Annotated in this window: 17 protein-coding genes; 14 read left to right on the forward strand and 3 right to left on the reverse strand. The window is 45.8% G+C overall.

The genetic code is table 11. The features are described from left to right. Positions 1–10: 10 nt before the first annotated feature. The 4 genes from ACOMA8_RS07800 to crcB all read left to right on the forward strand — a co-directional run bounded on the left by ACOMA8_RS07800 (position 11) and on the right by crcB (position 3,624). The gene (locus ACOMA8_RS07800) at positions 11–391 is read left to right on the forward strand and encodes a DUF1033 family protein (protein ID WP_161898811.1); all 381 of its coding nucleotides are present in this window, start codon (positions 11–13) and stop codon (positions 389–391) included. 336 nt (positions 392–727) lie between these two features. After that, positions 728–2,818, forward strand: a complete 2,091-nt coding sequence (locus ACOMA8_RS07805) for a DNA topoisomerase 3 (RefSeq protein WP_421369824.1) — start codon at positions 728–730, stop codon at positions 2,816–2,818. A gap of 69 nt (positions 2,819–2,887) precedes the next feature. Further along, the gene (locus tag ACOMA8_RS07810) at positions 2,888–3,271 is read left to right on the forward strand and encodes a fluoride efflux transporter FluC (RefSeq protein ID WP_421369826.1); all 384 of its coding nucleotides are present in this window, start codon (positions 2,888–2,890) and stop codon (positions 3,269–3,271) included. Beyond that, entirely contained in the window at positions 3,271–3,624 is a 354-nt protein-coding gene (gene crcB, locus ACOMA8_RS07815; RefSeq protein ID WP_161898814.1) for a fluoride efflux transporter CrcB, read from the forward strand. Before ACOMA8_RS07810 ends, crcB begins: the two co-directional genes overlap by 1 nt. 172 nt (positions 3,625–3,796) lie before the next feature. Here crcB and ACOMA8_RS07820 read toward each other — a convergent pair whose 3' ends face one another. Further along, the gene (locus ACOMA8_RS07820; RefSeq protein ID WP_421369828.1) at positions 3,797–6,271 is read right to left on the reverse strand and encodes a serine hydrolase; all 2,475 of its coding nucleotides are present in this window, start codon (positions 6,269–6,271) and stop codon (positions 3,797–3,799) included. 273 nt (positions 6,272–6,544) lie between these two features. On the opposite strand from ACOMA8_RS07820, the gene ACOMA8_RS07825 reads away from it, so the two are divergent. From ACOMA8_RS07825 to ACOMA8_RS07860, 8 genes are all read left to right on the forward strand, one after another. Next, positions 6,545–7,525, forward strand: a complete 981-nt coding sequence (locus ACOMA8_RS07825) for a LacI family DNA-binding transcriptional regulator (RefSeq protein WP_161898816.1) — start codon at positions 6,545–6,547, stop codon at positions 7,523–7,525. A gap of 78 nt (positions 7,526–7,603) precedes the next feature. Further along, positions 7,604–8,347, forward strand: coding sequence for a sugar phosphate isomerase/epimerase family protein (locus ACOMA8_RS07830; protein ID WP_421369831.1), 744 nt, complete (start codon positions 7,604–7,606; stop codon positions 8,345–8,347). A gap of 47 nt (positions 8,348–8,394) precedes the next feature. Further along, positions 8,395–9,360, forward strand: a complete 966-nt coding sequence (locus ACOMA8_RS07835; RefSeq protein ID WP_421369833.1) for a sugar kinase — start codon at positions 8,395–8,397, stop codon at positions 9,358–9,360. Continuing rightward, positions 9,361–9,981, forward strand: coding sequence for an orotidine 5'-phosphate decarboxylase / HUMPS family protein (locus ACOMA8_RS07840; protein ID WP_421369835.1), 621 nt, complete (start codon positions 9,361–9,363; stop codon positions 9,979–9,981). Beyond that, positions 9,978–10,526: a 6-phospho-3-hexuloisomerase gene (gene hxlB, locus ACOMA8_RS07845; protein WP_421369837.1), complete on the forward strand. Its 549-nt coding sequence runs from the start codon at positions 9,978–9,980 to the stop codon at positions 10,524–10,526. Before ACOMA8_RS07840 ends, hxlB begins: the two co-directional genes overlap by 4 nt. A 499-nt stretch (positions 10,527–11,025) precedes the next feature. After that, positions 11,026–12,309 (forward strand): citrate transporter, encoded by a 1,284-nt coding sequence (locus ACOMA8_RS07850; RefSeq protein ID WP_161898820.1) that lies wholly within the window; start codon positions 11,026–11,028, stop codon positions 12,307–12,309. 14 nt (positions 12,310–12,323) lie between these two features. After that, on the forward strand, positions 12,324–14,441 hold the full coding sequence (locus tag ACOMA8_RS07855) for a hydantoinase/oxoprolinase family protein (RefSeq protein ID WP_161898821.1): 2,118 nt from the start codon (positions 12,324–12,326) through the stop codon (positions 14,439–14,441). Beyond that, positions 14,438–15,190: a hypothetical protein gene (locus ACOMA8_RS07860; protein ID WP_421369840.1), complete on the forward strand. Its 753-nt coding sequence runs from the start codon at positions 14,438–14,440 to the stop codon at positions 15,188–15,190. The genes ACOMA8_RS07855 and ACOMA8_RS07860 overlap by 4 nt, the downstream gene beginning before the upstream one ends. A 79-nt stretch (positions 15,191–15,269) precedes the next feature. Here ACOMA8_RS07860 and ACOMA8_RS07865 read toward each other — a convergent pair whose 3' ends face one another. Continuing rightward, a complete protein-coding gene (locus ACOMA8_RS07865; RefSeq protein ID WP_421369918.1) occupies positions 15,270–15,587 on the reverse strand; it encodes a GIY-YIG nuclease family protein in 318 nt (105 codons plus the stop codon). Next, positions 15,574–16,320: a tRNA1(Val) (adenine(37)-N6)-methyltransferase gene (locus tag ACOMA8_RS07870; RefSeq protein WP_421369842.1), complete on the reverse strand. Its 747-nt coding sequence runs from the start codon at positions 16,318–16,320 to the stop codon at positions 15,574–15,576. Before ACOMA8_RS07870 ends, ACOMA8_RS07865 begins: the two co-directional genes overlap by 14 nt. Before the next feature lie 392 nt (positions 16,321–16,712). On the opposite strand from ACOMA8_RS07870, the gene ACOMA8_RS07875 reads away from it, so the two are divergent. Both ACOMA8_RS07875 and ACOMA8_RS07880 read left to right on the forward strand, forming a co-directional pair. After that, positions 16,713–17,330 carry a lysophospholipid acyltransferase family protein gene (locus ACOMA8_RS07875; RefSeq protein WP_161898824.1) on the forward strand — a complete coding sequence of 206 codons (618 nt, stop codon included), beginning with the start codon at positions 16,713–16,715 and terminating at the stop codon, positions 17,328–17,330. Between the two features lie 219 nt (positions 17,331–17,549). Continuing rightward, positions 17,550–18,020, forward strand: a complete 471-nt coding sequence (locus ACOMA8_RS07880) for an RNA polymerase sigma factor (RefSeq protein ID WP_421369844.1) — start codon at positions 17,550–17,552, stop codon at positions 18,018–18,020. Positions 18,021–18,025: the final 5 nt, after the last annotated feature.

Below are 18,025 nucleotides of genomic sequence, written 5' to 3' on the forward strand. Positions count from 1 at the left end.
GAGTAATGATATGTATCAAGTCATTGTAATGTATGGGGACAATGAGCCCTGGTGGTTCTTTGAAGATTGGCGCCGTGATATCCGCAGCCAAGTGGAATTTGCCGACGCTGCCAAAGCCAAAGCCTTTTACAAACAGGAATGGCAGCGACTAGCCCAAAAATTTCCCAATAGCTCTGCCAAAGCAAATTTTCTCAGCGCCTTCTGGAAAGAAGACGATGAGCGCTGGTGTGAAGAATGCGACGATTATATCCAACAATACACCGGTTTGGCGCTGCTGAAGGATTACCAACCTGTCAGCGAAACTAGCGAACGAGATTTATTTGAAAATCTCCATGCTGAACAAAAAATCAAAAGCTGTCAGCGGATCAGACAAGATCCGGCTGTAGTCTGAGGTGTCGCCAGTGAGATGGCCCCAAAATTTACTGTCACCTTATCCGGATCCTACTCTACCACTGCTTGCTCTGTTCTAAAACAGGCGGGCCGGGTCAGCCAGGGTCCGGATTTTGTTGTGTCTGTTAGTAAAAACAGTTTTCGATGGAAGTTGCCGACAGCAGTGTTTTACGACTTCGATCTGCAAGTTTTCTAAGAAGTACTTACAAGGGGAAAGGCGAAGATAACAGAGGTGGCGCCGCAGAGAATTTGATTGTAAAATGGTAGGAAGACAACGCACTGTAGCTGCTGGCGAGAGTCATTTTTTTGGCGACAGCTTTTGATAAAGGAGAGAATCATGGGAAAAAAACTAATCGTGACTGAAAAACCCAGTGTGGCTAAGGACTATGCCAAAATATTGGGAGCCAAACCCCAAGGACGGGATTATTTTGAAAGTGATCTCTATTTGATTACCTGGGCTTATGGTCACCTGCTGACTTTAAAACTGCCGGAAGATATCGATCCGGCATGGCGTACCTGGCAGATGGAAACCCTGCCCATGATCCCCAAACAGATTGGCTTAAAGCCGCTACCAAAGACTTCCCGTCAGTTGAAGCTGATTGGCAATTTGGCAAAACGCAAGGATGTCACCGGTGGCATAATCGCTACTGACTCCGGTCGTGAAGGGGAAGCTGTTGGTCGTTATATTTTTGAATGGCTGAAATTCAGCAAACCGTTGGAACGTCTGTGGATTTCTTCTCAGACTGAAAAAGCCGTTAAAACGGGTTTTGCGCAATTAAAACCGGCGAAAGATTATGAAAATCTGTACCAATCCGCAGTAGCGCGGGGCAAGGCTGACTGGTTGGTAGGACTAAATGTGACCCGTGCATTGACGGTAAAATACGAGGATAACCTCAATGCCGGCCGGGTCCAAACACCGACATTGAACCTCGTGCATAGCGCACAGGAGAAGTCAGAAAAGTTCATTCCTACAACTTACTATTCGATCGACTTAGTACATGGCAACGAAACAGGACGATTGCAGTTGAAAAACCCGCAACAGTTCACCGAGCGGCAGCAGGCCGAAGGTTTTGTTAAAGAACTGGCAGGCAAGATTGGTAGGGTAACCGATGTCTCGGTCAAAGAAAAAGCGGTGGCGGCCCCGCTACCCTATGATTTGACGGAGCTGCAACAGACTGCCAATAGCCTGTATCAGTACTCTGCCAAAAAGACTTTGTCGATTGTACAAAGCCTGTATGAGACCCATAAAATCGTCAGCTATCCCCGGACGGATTCCAAGTATTTGCCAAAAGATGTGGCAGCAACGATGAAAGAGCGACTGCAGGCTTTGGCAGGGTACGATGAGCGTGCCAAGCACTATCTGGCTCAAGGCGCGACGGTTCGGCAGACGGCAGTCTTCAATGATAGCAAAGTGACGGATCACTACGCTTTGATACCCACAGAAGAACGGCCTCGGTATGAAAAACTGAGCACTGATGAAAGTCGCGTGTATAATCTGATCGTGGAACGTTTTTTGGGACTCTTCGCAGAAAAATACGTGACTGCCACCACCAAGGCACAAGTGCAGGTGGCAGATGCTGTCTTCTACTTCAAACAAGAAAAAGTTTTACAAGCCGGTTGGAAAGCAGAAACGAAAGAAACCAGCCAAAGTACTTCTAAAACAGACTGGTCAGCAATCAAAAGCGTCAAAGGTGATTTCAAAATCAACAAAGAGCTCACGAGTGCGCCAAAACTGGCAACAGAAGGTACGCTTTTGGCGCAAATGGAAAAGTGGAACCTGGGGACACCTGCCACTCGTGCTGAAATCATCGAGAAGCTGTTGAAGTCTGAATTGATGGAGCGACGGGGTAATTTTTTAGCAGTAACTCCTAAAGGGCGCCAACTGTTGTCGCTGGTAAATCCTTCATTGGCTTCGCCGGAGTTAACAGCTAAGTGGGAACGCAGCTTGGAAGCCATCGCTAAGGGTCAAGAAAATCCTCGGCGCTTCTTACAAGGCATCGAAGCAGATACTAAGCGTTTGGTGGCTGAAATCAAAGCGTCAAAAGAAACCTACAAAGATTTTTCACTGACTACGAAAATCTGTCCAGAGTGCGGATCGCAATTGCGAGAACGTAACACCAAAGATGGCAAAATCTATATCTGCAGCAACAGTGAGTGTAGTTATCGGCGACGCAAAGATCCTAAAGTATCCAATCATCGTTGCCCACAATGCCACAAAAAAATGGAAATCATTGACGGAAAAAACGGCGCCTTTTTCAAATGTAAATTCTGCGGCATCACCGAAAAGGTTCCTGACAAACAAGAGCGAAAGAAAAAAATGACCAAAAATGAGGAACGACGGCTGATGAAGCAGTATTCGCAAGCAGAAGATAACGTTGAAAGTCCTTTAGCGGCAGCTTTGAAGGCCGCAATGGAAAACAAAGACTGAGCTATAATCTATCGTAATCATTAGTCCTGCTGATTACGTTTAATGAAATGATAGAAAGGAGGAAGAGTTGTGAATTATGTGATCGTCGCTCTTTTTGCATTTTTAGGCGGAAATCTTCGGTATGGGGTTAGCTTATTGTTTCCCAAAGTGAATGGCTTTCCGATAGCGACATTGCTCGTCAATCTGCTGGGCTGCTTTTTGTTTAGTTGGCTGGTGAAGCATATTATGACAGACCGAGATATGAATGGTCGTCTGATTTTAGGTGTCGGGACAGGTTTTTTCGGCGCCTTGACCACGTTTTCGTCCTTTGCACTGGATACGATACAACTCTTCCAAGCCGGAAATATCGGCGGCGCATTCGTGTATCTGTTGGTGTCGATTGTAGGTGGCCTGCTATTTGCATACCTGGGAGAAGCTGTCTACCATCCCAAAGAAGGCGGTGAGGAGGTATGATGTCTTTTCTGTTAGTCGGTCTCGGTGCCTCGCTGGGGGCTGTCACTCGGTATGGGATCAACCGTTTTTTTGAAAAAAGGCCCCATCCTTACCCATTTGCTACTCAGCTAATCAATTTGACCGGCGCTTTGCTGTTGGGAATTTTTGCCGGCCTCCATCTCAATCAGTCCTGGTATTTGTTTCTGGGTACCGGTATGATGGGAGGCTACACCACCTTTTCTACCTTCAATTTTGAACTGTTTACTCTATACAGAAATGATCGGCCATTGTTTTATACGTATTTTGCTATTTCCTATGGCGGCGGATTGCTATTGAGTTTTGTAGGGGTTTTTCTCGGCAGTTTATTGAGCTGAGGCGTTTTTCAGAAATTGTTGATAATAAAAGCCAAGATCCTTCCACTGTTTTAATGGAAGGATCTTGGCTTTTTGGGTTCCCCTTTGGTAGTGTCGCTTTAGAGGAGACTGGAGGATTGTCACCGCCTGCTGTTTTTTGTGCTGTCTATGAGGAGATCGAATTTTTCAGTGTCTATTTCATGATATCGTAGACGTCTTTAGAGATTTTGGAAATCGTTTCGTAACTAGAATTATTAGTCATGACGCAGATAATGTAGGGCTGTTTGGTGTAGACAATTCCACAGTCATGGGCATAGCCGTAGAGATCACCAATTTTGTGGGCGACTCTGACTGGGAGATATTTTGGCAGTCGCTGGCTGTCGTAAGTGGTGTTGGATAAATAATCAAGGACTTTGCCGCCGTTGTGATACATCTCTTTTAGAAGCAGAGCATTTTCTTTGGCGGAAACATAGCGGAATCGGTCCCACTTGCGCCCGACAACGCGACTGATCTCATTTTTCATCTTTTGATCATATTGATTGGCTCCGTAATAGCCAAGAAAATTAGCCCCTTGATTGTCGGAATACTTACAGGTCCAGTTCATAATCGTATCCAAGCTGTACTTTCCGCCAAAAGGCTTCCCTTGCAGAATGCCGGCGCCGCCTCTCATATAAGAAAGTGACATGGTATTGATTTTGTCTGTATAGGTATAGAGCTTTTTAGGATCCAGCTTTTTCTCATTGATTAGTTTTTGCGTGTAATACAAGACCGGGAGTTTACCAGTGCTGGCGGCCATGAAACTTTGATTGCCATTGATCTGGGCGGTTTGCCCATCAGTAAGACTCATGACATAGATACCCACGTTGCCTGCTTTGTATTTCTTGTTCAGCATGGTTTGGACTTTACTCAGTTTGCTTTTGGTAGAAGTTGCAGTTTTGGTGGCATCGGCGTTGATATAGCCGTACCACTTGCCTTTTTCATCATATAAAGAAAGATACTTCGAGCCGTTGAAGTGACGGTAGTAGCCCTGAGCAGTGAACAATTTACTGCGGTAAGAGGAGCTGCTTGCTTTTTTCTTCCAAGAGAAGTTTTGCCACAGACTCCAGTTTTGTTTGGTGAGAATCACCTGTTGGCCGCTTTTCTGCCAAATTCCTTGTTGACCGTTAGCCACTTTGGCTCCACTGACGTTTAGATAACCTTGCCACTTGTTTTTATTGTCATAAAGACTGTAATAGGTGGAACCGTTAAAATGGCGGTATTGTCCTTTTGCTAAATAGGTTTTAGTAGCGAGAGTACTACTTTTTTGTTTGGCGTTCCAAGAAAAGCTGCTCCACAAGGTGTAATTTTTGCTTGTAACTGTGACGTATTTGTTCAGCTGCTGCCAACTACCTTGTGCCCCGCTGGTGAGGGTGACTCCGGTAGCGTTGATGTAGCCAACCCAGTTATTTTTATTATCGTAGAGACTTAAATACGTGCTGCCGTTGAAATGCTTGTATTGGCCTTTTGCCCGAAACGTTTGTCCCATTACTGATTTGGAGGTATTCTTTTTAGTCCAGTTAAAGCTGCCCCAGATGGTATAATTGGTACTTTTAATCGTAGCATAGCGGCCGTTGTTCTGATAATTTCCCTGTGGGCCGGCAGTATAAGTGACGGTGGCTTCTTCGACATAGCCCACCCAAGTATCTTTGCCGTTGCGCTTTTCATAGACGCTGAGGTAATTTTTCCCATTGGCGTGATAATAGATTCCTTTAGCTAGCAAGACCCGATTCAAAAAGTCGGTAGTATTGTGCTTATTTTTGAAAGTAAAATCTTTCCAGATCACAGTTTGACTATTTTTCAGATATAGGTAGCGACCGTGGCTGCGATAAGTTCCTTGCGCGTCCGTCAAGGTGGCAGCAGACTGAGGCAACCAGCCAATGACTTTGCCTCCGCTGCTGACTTGATAAAAGGTAGTACCGTTGAAATGTCTGGCTTGAGCTGTGATTGTCAATGTGCTTTTTAAAAAGTCGGTTGCAGGGCGAACCTTGGTTCCGCCGGCGTCTTGCCAGATGACTGCTTGAGCATCGCTGATGACAAGATAACCAGAAAGTAGTGTTGGGGTGCCGAAAGCATCAGCAGCAAATGTGCCAGCCGTATCTTTGCCATAAATCAGTTGGCCGGTATTTGTTGTCAATTCCAATAGATGGCCGTCAACGGCTTCACTGCTACGAAGGATTTGTAATGTTTGACCCGCAGTGATTCCGGTGGCGGGCTGTGTTGTTTGCGGATCATTAAAGAGTGCCTCAGGATCATTTACAGTGAAATAACCTGCCGCTTCGATCCAATCAACCTCTGGCAGGTCTTGCGTCTCAGTGTCACTTGTCGGCTTTTTCTCCCCAATATCCTGGGTGCCAGAAGGAGGAGTTTCCCCTGAATTAGCGGTGCTGCTGTCTTGAGTGGTACTTACCGAGCCTGTCTCGTTATCAGAGCTGCTATTGGTAGACGAGACAGCAGGGGGATTGCTGCTGTCATTGGTCAATGTATCAGAAGACGACTCCTCGTTTTCAACGTTGATTGTTTGACCACTGCTGGTGGATGTAGTGGTGCTGGAGAAAGTTTCCGCCTGAACCACAGGGGAAAAGGACATGCTGACCAACAGTCCTAAAGTAAGTAAACCAACTTTTTTCATTTTTATCCTCCTTAAAAATTGCCGACTACTTTCTTTTTTGCAAGAAAAGAGCCTATTAATTTGATTATAGCATCGAGCGGGAGTTTTCGTCTTGTTTCAAATGAAAGGAGCAGTGTGGAAATCGGTATCTAAAAAAGGGCACGTTATTTGCTGAGTTTTGCTAATTTGCTCAAAAAAATCTTGTTTTTTATTGACACACAGACTGAAAGCGTTTACTATAAGTGTGAAGTTAACCGGTTTCTAAAAAATAGACTGGATAAAGGAGGTTCCCAAATGAACCATGTGACCATCCAAGATGTCGCCAAGGCAGCGGGGGTCTCCAAAACCACCATCTCTCGCTTTCTTAACGGTAAATATCAATATATGTCAGAAGAAACCAAAGAAAAGATTCAGGCTGTCATAAAAGAGCTGGATTACATTCCCAGCAAACAAGCTCGCTCATTGAAATCCAAGCAAAAATATTTGATTGGCTTAATTGTAGCTGATATTGGTAATCTTTATTCCATGTATCTGATCAAAGCGGTGCAAGATGCATTGGCAGATACCGAATACCAGTTGGTGATGATGAGTACTGACAATTCGTTGGAAAAAGAAAATCACGCCCTAAAAGAATTGGCAGGTCAAGACATTGCCGGTATTATTTTGCAGCCGGTGGATCGCGTAGATGCGCCTTACGAAAGCTTAAAGAATTTTACGGTACCGATAGTTCTGATTGACCGTTATCTGGAACAGGTCTCTCATCCCAGTGTGTTGACAGATAATTTTGTTGCTACTCGGCGGATGGGTCAGCTGATTGTAGCGGCAGGGTACAAAAAGATTGTCCATGTTAGTGAACCATTGCAGGGAATCAGCGTACGTCTTGATCGTCATGATGCTATGAAGCTCACCGCACTGGAAAACGGTCTGGGCTTTACACTGATTGAAGCAGAAGGTGGCCGCGGCTTAACCCCTGAGAAAATTACAGCCGAGATTGACGGACCAACAGCATTTTTCGCAGCTAACGGAAATGCGCTACAATCACTGGTAACTGTTTGCAAAAAAGGTGGTCTTGGCTATCCGGAAGATTTGGGACTGGCAGGGTTTGATGATTGGTTTTGGGCAGAGCTTTTGACGCCTACTATCACTAGCATCCACCAAGACCCAACCGGAATTGGTCGACAAGCATTGGAGTTATTGCTGCAAAAAATTGCTGGTGGAGATTTCAACGGCCGTTTGGAAATTGCTGCCAATATTTTTCAAGGTGATTCCTTGTAGTACATTAAATTCACAACTGTTGCCGGGGCAGGTCCTCGGCGCAGCCAGGGTAGTTAACAATCAGAATGGAGTGAAAGAATGCAACCAATTATGATCAATACGATTGTCATGTTAGGGGAAGAAGGACTGGATCAGGCAACATTTGTGAAACGGCTGGCACAAGCTGGACCGGTGATCGATGGTGTGGAGATTCGCCAAGAATTGCTTCCACAAGATGAATTTGCACGAAAAGCATTTTTTTTGGAACTTTTAGAAACCGGTACACAAAAGAATTGGCAGCTCTTTTATTCGGTACCACAAAGCCTGTTTACCGCAACGGGACTAAATCCATTGTTGGAAAACTGGTTAGCAGAAGCCGCTGCGTTCGGTGCCGTTTCAGTCAAAGTCAATATTGGTGAAGTAGCAGGAATTAAAGCTGTTCATCCGCAAGAGCTCACCAATCTGTTAAGTAACTACCAACTGCAACTCACTATTGAAAATGACCAGACCGAAGCAAACGGCCGACTACAACCAGTTACTGAGGCACTGGCAGCTGTCACAGCCGCCTCGTTGCCTGTTGGTTACACGTTTGATGTGGGGAACTGGCTGGTGATGGGCGAAGATTTGCAGCAGGCATTTACCAAATTGCAGCAGCAAACAACTGTCTTACATTTGAAGAATGTCGCTAGTAACCGCCAGACGACACTCTTGGATGATGGCAGCGTTGCCTGGCGAGATTACCTGTTGGCAAAAGTGCCAGTGATCCTGGAGTACCCGATGGCATTTACAGAAATCGCCGGAGAAGTAGCCAAAACTCGAAATGCATTGTCAGAAAACAAGTGATACAAGCGACTGACAATTTTTGAAAATAAAGAAAGTGGGGAAAACAAATGGCAAAAGTAGTCACAATCGGTGAACCGATGATCATGTTCATTGCACAGACAGAAGGTGCGTTAAAAGACGTTGCAAGTTTTGACCGGTTCATCGCTGGAGCTGAAATCAATGTTTCCATTGGCGTCAAACGACTAAATCATGACATGACTTACATTACTCAAGTAGGCAACGACCCATTTGGAGCATATATCAAAGAATTTATCGCCAATGAAGGAATCGCTACAGACAAAGTTTTCACACATGAAAGTTACGGGACAGGTTTCCAATTGAAGAATAAAGATAGCCAAAACGATCCAGAAGTCGTCTATTTCCGTAAAGGTTCAGCCGCTTCACATTTAGGTGATACGGAAATCGAAGAAATTGACTTCACTGACGTGGACTTGTTGCACGTCACCGGCATCTTCATGGCATTGAACGAAAATACTTATACTTATGTGAAACAGTTGATGACAGCTGCTCGCAATGCGGGTACCCTGATCACCTTTGATCCAAATCTACGACCAACCCTTTGGCCGAATGAAGAAACCATGATTCAGCGCATCAATCAAATGGTAGCGCTTGCGGATTATGTGCTGCCGGGAATCAGCGAAGGACAACTACTGACTGGCCATGAAACAAAAGAAGAAGTTGCTGATTTCTATCTGGCACAAGGTTCTCGCGGTGTAATCATCAAATTGGGACCAGCAGGGGCTTATGTCAAAGTCAAAACGGCTACCGGGGAGTTGGAAGAAACTGTCGCCGGCTTCAAATTAGCAGAAGTCGTCGATACAGTCGGCGCCGGTGACGGATTTGCAGTCGGCGTCATCACCGGGCTCTTGGAAAATTTGAGTTGGCCAGAGATCCTGACTCGTGCCAATGCCATTGGTGCAATCCAAGTCAGCCATATTTCCGACAATGAAAACTTACCGACACCGGCACAACTGGCGTCATTTATCGCCGACCATGAAGGGGGCAAAGAGTAAATGAAGATCCAAGCAGCTATCGACCGAGTGCCACTAGAAGCGGCCATTGAACTGGTAGAGCAACTGCAAGCAGCTGACATTATCGAGCTGGGCACTTCCTTATCCAAAGATTTTGGACTGGCATCTGTCACAGAGACCAGAGATTTGCAGCGAGCGGGCAAACTATTGGCAGACATCAAAACCATCGATGAAGGGGAATATGAATTCCGCCGCTATTTTGAGGCTGGAGCTGATATTTTGACTGTGATGGGCGCTTCTGCCAAAGCAACGCTAGACATTTGCTATCAAGTGACGCAAGAATTCCAACGGGAAATGCTGATTGATCTGCTGGAATGCTCTGATAAGCGAATCGCTGCTATCGCTGACAGCTATCCCAATGCCATTTACGGAATGCATTTTGCCAAAGATGCTGGTCGGGTGACTGACGTTGCTGGTCAGATTGCTGCCTTTAAAGAAAAGTTTCCGGAAATTCGACGAGTTGCATTGGCAGGAGGACTGAAGTTGGCTGATATCCCAGCTTTAAAAGCAGCCGGCTTGGAAGTTGCCATCATCGGTTCGGCAATTACCGGTGCGAAAGAGCCAGCACTGGCACTGAAGACATTTATGGAGGCAGCAAAATGAAAAATCAAATGATGGATACCATTTTAGCCGAGGTTCACCAAGTAATCGATCAAGTAGAAGAGCCACAACTGGCGGCTTTTGTCCAGTTGTTACAGCAAGACAAACGAGTTTTTCTTTTAGGTGAAGGCCGCAGTGGTTTGCAGGGAAAAGGTTTTGCGATGCGCCTGATGCATATTGGTCGAAAAGTCTATGTGATTGGGGAAACCATTACCCCTGCGATTGCGTCGGAAGATATTCTGGTGGCTATTTCCGGCTCCGGCAAGACGGGACAAGTCCTGCAGCTGGCACAAAAAGCCGTGGACCAGGGTGTGACTGTCGTAGCTGTCACGAGTTCGACAGATTCACCACTGGCACAGCTGACACCCCATAAAGTGATCATTCCCGGGGCCACGAAAACTGGAAGTGGCGTGGCATCAATCCAACTATTGAGCTCGCTGTTTGATCAGAGCTTGCACTTCGTATTGGATTACGTCACTTTGGACCTCAGCCAAAAGCTGAATATTTCCAATGAAAGTGCCAAAGCTCAACACAGCAATATGGAATAACCTTATCACTCTTTAAAACCCAGCATCTAATCAACCTAAACGTCAAAATAAGACTTCAAGTTTTCAAAGTATACTTCTTTGAAACCAGACAATCCGAATTACCAGTAACATCACCGAGAAAATAGAATTTTCGAGGCTAGGCGTCTAATCAACCTAAACGCCAAAACAAGACTTCAAGTTTTCAAAGTATACTTCTTTGAAACCAGACAATCCGAATCACCGGCAACATCACCGAGAAAATAGAATTTTCGAGGCCAAGCGTCTAATCAACCTAAACGCCAAAACAAGACACCGAGTTTTCAAAGCGCACCTCTTTGAAACAGACAATCCGAATCACCGGCAACATCACCGAGAAAATAGAATTTTCGAGGCTAGGCGTCTAATCAACCTAAACGTCAAAACAAGACTTCAAGTTTTCAAAGTATACTTCTTTGAAACCAGACAATCCGAATCACCGGCAACATCACCGAGAAAATAGAAAAAGAAGGAGGAAACATTTATGGATTTTGCAATTGGTATCATTTTATTGATCACGTATTTCCTGTTAATCCGCTTTGCTGCCAAGGGGGGCAACCTGATGGTGGGCTTCTTTGTTATGGCTATCGTCTGGGCCGGCTTTAGTATCTTAGGAGGCCGCCTTACCTGGGACGAGGCTATGGTGAATATTTTCCAAGGGGGACCTGAAAGTTGGGGAGCCACTGCAGTAATTGTTATTTTTGGTTCTTGGTTCGGCCGGATCTTGATTGAAACGGAGATTGCTTCCAGTCTCATTAAAAAAACAGTGGAGCTCAGTGGTGAAAATCCGCTATTTACGACAATTTTGCTATCGTTAGTTACTACACTGATCTTCACCTCGACATTCGGTGCCGGTGCCGTCGTTGCCATCGGGATCATTGTATTGCCAATCCTCATGTCCCTTGGGGTACCGAAAAAGCTGGCAGTGACTAGCTATCTTATGAGTGTCGGCTCAGGGATGTACGTCAATATCGTATTGTTTAAACAAATGCAGGGGATCTTTCCGGAATACCAATACGACATGAACTATTTGAAATTCGGCTTTGCTGCGCTTGGTGTGCAAACGTTGATGATTATTTTGATGTTGGTTTTCGGATTGCGTAAGAAAAAATCTTTCAACTGGGCGGCGACGGCTGCAACGATCGAACGTAAAAAGGACATTCCTATCTACGCTTTGTTGACACCGGTGATTCCCGTTCTCTTGGCGATTGGCTTTAACTGGCAGCCAATTCCAGCCTTTATCGTGGCATCATTGTATGCGCTGGCTGTTACCGGTAAATTGCCTAACTACAAAGAAGGCACACGCTTAATTACTCGCACATTTTATGAAGGAGTCGTGGACGTTGCGTCCTTGTTAGGCTTCCTGTTTATTTTGCCGATGTTTAATAAAGCATCTGGCGTGGCAGCACCTTTCTTCCAAGCTGTTCTTGGCGATATTGTGCCAACCAATTCATTGGTTCTTTGTCTGGCCTTTGCAATCTTGATTCCACTGGGCTTGTTCCGTGGGCCACTGACAGTCTTTGGGGCCGGCAGTGCTACCATCGGAATCTTGCAGGCAATGGGGGTCTTTCCTGTCAGTCTGTTGTTCCCGCTGATTTACATCCCAACCATCGCGATGAACCTGTCTACCTGTCCGACGCAATCTTGGAACTTGTGGGCGCTAAATTACACCAAGGTGAGCGCCAAAGAGTTTATGTTGACCGGTGTACCGTGGGGCTGGGTAGCTGGTGCAGTTAATGTGATGATCTGTTACTTCATGTTTGGTTAAGGAGTGGATAATATATGAAACGAGCAATCCGTGTCGGCATTGACGTTGGGGGTACCCATACGAAGGCTGTGGCAATTGACAATGATACATTTGAAATCGTGGGGATTGGTTCTGTGAAGACCACTCATGACGATGAACTGGGGGTTTCTGCCGGGGTTGTCCAAGCATTTGAAAAATGTTTGAAAGATAACGGCATCGCCCCTGAAGAGGTGACTTTTATCGCTCACAGTACGACACAAGCGACCAACGCACTCTTAGAAGGAGATGTGGCGGTGACTGGTGTCGTGGGAATGGGCAACAGTTTTATGGCAAAGCGCCAAGCGAAAATCGACGACATTGTTTTGGATGAGACCGGTAAACGTCGTATCAAAACCCATAACCGCTACATTCCACTGAAAAAATTTGACCGAGACACGGCCAAACGTACCATTGAAGAGTTAGTGGGAGCTGGCGCAGAAGTAATCGTAGCTTCTGAGGCTTTCGGCGTGGATGACAATCTGGAAGAACAGGAACTGGCAGCCGTGGGTAAAGAAATGGGCTTGGAAGTTTCTCAAGCTTCTGATATTAGTAAAATGTATGGCTTGTCCAAACGTACTCGAACAGCGGTGATTAACGCATCAATTTTGCCGAAAATGTTTGAAACAGCTGACAGTACCGAAGATTCTGTTCGCCAAGCGGGGATCAAAGTACCGCTGATGATCATGCGAGGCGACGGCGGGGTAATGGACATTAATGAAATGCGCAAACGGCCGGTTTTGACCATGCTTTCCGGCCCAGCAGCCTCCACAGTCGGAGCATTGATGTATTTGAAAGCATCTAATGCGGTGTTCTTTGAAGTTGGTGGTACCAGTACCGATATTGGTGTCATCAAAAATGGCCGCCCGATGATTGATTATTCCGTTGTCGGCGGGCACAAGACGTTGATCAGCTCATTGGATGTTCACGTTTCCGGGGTAGCTGGTGGTAGTATGGTTCGAGCTGACAAGAGTGCCGTTGTGGCGGTGGGCCCACGTTCAGCCCATATCGCAAAACTGCCTTATGTGGCTTTTGCAAAACCGGAAGACATCGTTGATCCAAAAGTCGTGCGCATTCAACCGTTAGAAAATGATCCAAATGATTACATTGCTATCGAAAGCGCCAATGGCAAACGTTACGCCATCACAGTAACCTGCGCAGCCAATGCACTGGGGCTGGTGAAAGAAGGCGACTACTCCTATGGTTATCCGGAAAGTTGTAGAAAAGCTATCGGAGCTTTGGCAGCAGAACTGGGAGTTAGTATCGAAGCTGCGGCCACGCAGATCATGGACAAGGCCTCAGATGTCGTCATCAAAGTCATCAACTTTTTGGCAGACAAGCACAAGGTGGAGCGCAGCCAGATTTCACTAGTCGGCGGCGGTGGTGGAGCGACAGCACTGTTGCCATACACAGCCAAACGCATGGGTCTAGGCTATGATATCGCCAAACACGCAGAAGTCATCTCTTCCATCGGCGTTGCCTTAGCCATGGTTCGTGATGTCGTGGAACGGGTCATCCCGAACCCGGCACCACAAGATTTAGAAGATATTCGCAACGAAGCCATTCAATCGGCAACTAAATCTGGCGCGTCTCCAGAAACCATCGAAGTCCAAATGGAGATTGATGCTCAAACCAATAAAGTACGGGCAATCGCTACTGGTTCTACTGAAGTGAGAACAACGGATCTGGCTGCCAAAGTAGATGAAGCCGAAGCTTTGAAACTAGTGGCAAAATCCATGCAGGTGGCTGAAGAAAAAGTATATCTCATTGAGGAAAATGACTACTTCTTCTGCTTTGGCACAATGAAAAATGACAAGCAAGAGATGCGAATCATCGACAAAAAAGGCTTTATCAAAGTTCAACGAGGGGATGCCGAGGCGAAAAAAGCGACTGTCGGCGGAATTCGCAACATCGTTGACAATTACTGGGAAGATCTGGCTGTCTACAAGAGCGATATCAAACTGGCTCCGGATATCTATCTATGTATTGGTGCTAAAGTTATCGACTACACGGGGATGCTGGAACTGTCTCAGCTGCATATGGTGATGGATACGGAACTGATGCAACACGGAGGCAAAGAAGAAGTGATCGTCGTAGGCGCTCGGAATAACCTATGATAAACGTGAAAGCAGCTCTGCATGAGGCGCTGGCCGCTGATCCATATCAAGATGCCTTGGCACAACTAGCTGGTGACCGCTTCGGAAAGAAGATTGCGGCAGCTAAAAGAGCCGAACTGACAACCGCAGCTTTGAAAATCGGCGTGAAGCTGGCAGAAAAACTTTTGCAGGACCACTCACTTGAAATTGAAACCACCCAGGATTTGGCACCACAAACAGATACTGAAGAGCTGTCAGCTGCCGACCTTGAAATTAGTCGTGAACCACAAGCATCAACAAGTGGCAACAATCAAAAGTGGCAGCCATTACTGGACACGGCCGCTTTAGCTATCCGCTTAGGAGCCTTGGTGACTGAAGCTGAATATCCGATTGCCCCGGAATTTACCACCATCGGATATTTTGAGACACCCAATGAAATTTTCATCAATCGCTATTTTGCCCGCTATGATGCACAGCTCGCAGCTGCCAAAATGCCTCTTTTGCGCTACGATTCATGGCGCTCAGTTGTAATCGCCCATGAACTATTTCATTATCTGGATGAAACGCAAAAGGCAGTTCCACTGCAGGAATATCGACTGAAGCTGTGGAAGCTGGGACCGTATACTCATCAGACAGAACTTCCTATCTTGCGGGAAATTTCTGCGATGGCTTTTGCCCAAAGACTGACTGGCTGGCCCTTTTATCCTGGTCGCCTCAGTGAAATGCTTTTGAAACTGACCCAGCTTGATAGCGCTTCGCCGCAAAATTAGCAAAGAGCCAGCTTAAAAAATATTCAGCCTAAAAAGGATCCCTGCATATCACACGGCAGGGATCCTTTTTTGCTAATGTTCATTTCTTGCTTGCATTTACTCGCTTATTAGTCGCTGAATCCACAACATTCAGAGCGTGATTTTCTCTCAGGTAGCGGTCTTTTACCGGGCGAGGCAGTTTTTTGAAGGCGGCTTCGGCTTTGGTGGCTTCGCTGCGAGTTTTGAAAACTTCCGCATGGATCATAGTCAGGGGCCGGCGACTTTGAGGATGGGTATACTTGGCCCCGATGCCGGCGTTGTGTTCTGCCAGCCGTCTGGTGAGATCCGTGGTGTAGCCGCCATAATAGCTGCCATCCCGACAATGAAGAACGTAAAAATAATGCTCAGTTGCGGCCATTTCCAAATAGCATCTCCTTGATTTCTTGGGTGTATTCGCCATCTGTGCCATAAGTAATCAGCGGCGGTGCGACTTTAAAGCCGTCTGTCTTACCATCCTTGATTCCTTCGACCAACAAAATATTGGCGTCCTTGTCGGCTTTTGGATAGACAAAACGCACACGCTTAGGAGCAATCCGATAGTCTGGCATCAGTTGCATGATTTCTAAAAAACGCTCTGGTCGGTGAACCATCGCAAAGCGGCCGTTCATCTTGAGCATTTTGGCGGAGACCCGCAGGACATCGTGGAGATCAGCGTGGATCTCGTGGCGGGCAATCGCCAGGTGGGGATTGGGATTTTTATCGTTTGTTGGCAGATTTTTGAAATAGGGAGGATTACACAGCAACAGATCTACTGAATCAGCGGAAATCACCGACAAACTGTCTTTTAAATCCAACTGATGGACTGTAATCTGTTCTTCCAATCCGTTCAGTGCGACACTCCGCTGAGCCATGTCGGCGAGCCGCGGCTGCAGTTCCACCATTTCGATTTGCGCGAGTGTTTTTTTTGCAACGAACAGACCCACCGCACCGTTACCCGCACACAAGTCGACGATTTTGCCTCGTTTGGGAATTTTGGGGAAATTGGCCAGGAGCACTGCATCCAACGAAAAGGAAAAGACTTCGCTGCTTTGAATGATGCGAATATCTTCGGCATACAGCTGATCAATGCGTTCACCAGTATGTAAGTCCATCAAAAGGCCTCGTTTCTGTAGTTTAAGTAGAAAGCAGCAGCCAGTTTGCGGCCACGCTCTTTAACAAAATTTAAAATGCTAAAAAGCAGGGCATCAAGCGTTCGTCACCTGCTTTGCAATAAATTGTATTATACTATGTCCGGCGGTTTTGGCAAACTGCAAAAAGAGACTTGTCACTCTCGCAAAAGTTTTGCATACTAGAGTGTGTCTGAAAACACCAGTGACAATTGACGCGTCTTTTCATTCAATCAAGATGAGAAGGCCTTTATGAACTCGCATCTGACAGGTGGTCTTTTATGAAAGTCACGATAATGGTTTAATTTTCACGGTGTTTCTAGCAATTCTCTACCAATAAATCAATTGTAAGAAAAGCCTCAGGAAAGGTTGATAGTATGTTTTATTCGTTTATTCGCGTTGTGGCACGAGTCGTTTTATTTGTGGTCAACGGACGGGCTGATTTTCAAAATCGGGAAGCACTGCCCCAAGAGGAGAACTATATTCTGGTAGCGCCACACCGCACCTGGTGGGACCCCTTGTATATGGCAGTCGGTGCACGGCCGAAAAAATTTGCTTTCATGGCTAAAGAAGAACTTTTCAAAAATCCCATTTTGCGATTTATCTTAGTCCATGCCAATGCATTTCCCGTCGATCGTAATAATCCGGGACCTAGCGCAGTGAAGACGCCAATTAAGTTATTGAAAAATTCCGATCTTAGTTTAATCATGTTTCCTAGTGGCACGCGTCATTCCACTGATCTGAAAGGCGGTATGGCACTAATCGCTAAAATGGCTAAAGTCCGAATCGTCCCCAGCGTGTATCAAGGGCCGCTGACTTTCAAGGATCTTTTGAAACGCCGCAAAGTAAAAATGCGTTTCGGCGAGCCTATCGACATCTCAGACATCAAGAAGATGGACAAAGAAGGCATGGCCGAAGTCGAACGTCGTATCCAGGCAAGCTTCGACCAGCTGGATAAAGAAGTCGACCCAAGTTTTAAGTATGAAGTGAAGTAAGGATAATTAGAACAATGGAAAATCCTCTGGCTCAGTGTTGCTAGGGGATTTTTTCTAGGCCATTTTTACTTTTTTTCAAAGCGATCTTTTTTAAGTTGCTAGTTTTCCTGCGTTTTCCATTTTCTTTTTTTGTTTCTAATAAACGGGGGTTTGGAAAAATTTGAAAGAGATGTAACCAATGGGAAAGTTAATTGTTATATAGGTGGAAGGGGGAGAAAGATGGATATTGGGCAATATGAACAGCAGTTGATTACAATTGCAAAAGAGCTCATCGCATATCTGATTAAAGCTGGTGCCAGCAAAGAGGATGCTCAAGATACCTCTCAGGAAGCCTTTGTTAAATTATTGGAAACAGAACTTGTTTTGTCGCCAGATAAATTACGTGCGTGGATGTATCGAGTTGCGATAACCAGATACTACAATCTTTATAAGCGGAAGAAGCGCTACCTTGAATTAATTCCAGAAATTATTTCTAAGTCACAATGGAGTGACATAATACTTCCTGATAGCGGTCTCATCACTGCTCTAGGAAAGCTGGAATTAGAAGAAAGTCTACTCATTTTGATGCGCTATGAGCAGGAGCTTAGTGTCCGTCAGATTTCTGTAATACTGGAAATTAGCGAGAGTGCGGTGAAAACTCGGTTATTTCGAATTCGAGGCAAGTTAAAACAATTTATTGAAGAGGAGTAAGGATA

This window comes from Enterococcus infantis, assembly GCF_049166715.1.
In the GTDB taxonomy this organism is placed as follows: Bacteria; Bacillota; Bacilli; order Lactobacillales; family Enterococcaceae; genus Enterococcus_C; species Enterococcus_C leclercqii.

Coding starts and splice junctions, on each gene's coding strand:
- ACOMA8_RS07800 (WP_161898811.1), top strand. CDS start 11: ATGTATCAAGTCATTGTAATGTATGGGGACAATGAGCCCTGGTGGTTC.
- ACOMA8_RS07805 (WP_421369824.1), top strand. CDS start 728: ATGGGAAAAAAACTAATCGTGACTGAAAAACCCAGTGTGGCTAAGGAC.
- crcB (WP_161898814.1), top strand. CDS start 3,271: ATGTCTTTTCTGTTAGTCGGTCTCGGTGCCTCGCTGGGGGCTGTCACT.
- ACOMA8_RS07820 (WP_421369828.1), bottom strand. CDS start 6,271: ATGAAAAAAGTTGGTTTACTTACTTTAGGACTGTTGGTCAGCATGTCC.
- ACOMA8_RS07825 (WP_161898816.1), top strand. CDS start 6,545: ATGAACCATGTGACCATCCAAGATGTCGCCAAGGCAGCGGGGGTCTCC.
- ACOMA8_RS07830 (WP_421369831.1), top strand. CDS start 7,604: ATGCAACCAATTATGATCAATACGATTGTCATGTTAGGGGAAGAAGGA.
- ACOMA8_RS07835 (WP_421369833.1), top strand. CDS start 8,395: ATGGCAAAAGTAGTCACAATCGGTGAACCGATGATCATGTTCATTGCA.
- ACOMA8_RS07840 (WP_421369835.1), top strand. CDS start 9,361: ATGAAGATCCAAGCAGCTATCGACCGAGTGCCACTAGAAGCGGCCATT.
- hxlB (WP_421369837.1), top strand. CDS start 9,978: ATGAAAAATCAAATGATGGATACCATTTTAGCCGAGGTTCACCAAGTA.
- ACOMA8_RS07850 (WP_161898820.1), top strand. CDS start 11,026: ATGGATTTTGCAATTGGTATCATTTTATTGATCACGTATTTCCTGTTA.
- ACOMA8_RS07855 (WP_161898821.1), top strand. CDS start 12,324: ATGAAACGAGCAATCCGTGTCGGCATTGACGTTGGGGGTACCCATACG.
- ACOMA8_RS07860 (WP_421369840.1), top strand. CDS start 14,438: ATGATAAACGTGAAAGCAGCTCTGCATGAGGCGCTGGCCGCTGATCCA.
- ACOMA8_RS07865 (WP_421369918.1), bottom strand. CDS start 15,587: ATGGCCGCAACTGAGCATTATTTTTACGTTCTTCATTGTCGGGATGGC.
- ACOMA8_RS07870 (WP_421369842.1), bottom strand. CDS start 16,320: ATGGACTTACATACTGGTGAACGCATTGATCAGCTGTATGCCGAAGAT.
- ACOMA8_RS07875 (WP_161898824.1), top strand. CDS start 16,713: ATGTTTTATTCGTTTATTCGCGTTGTGGCACGAGTCGTTTTATTTGTG.
- ACOMA8_RS07880 (WP_421369844.1), top strand. CDS start 17,550: ATGGATATTGGGCAATATGAACAGCAGTTGATTACAATTGCAAAAGAG.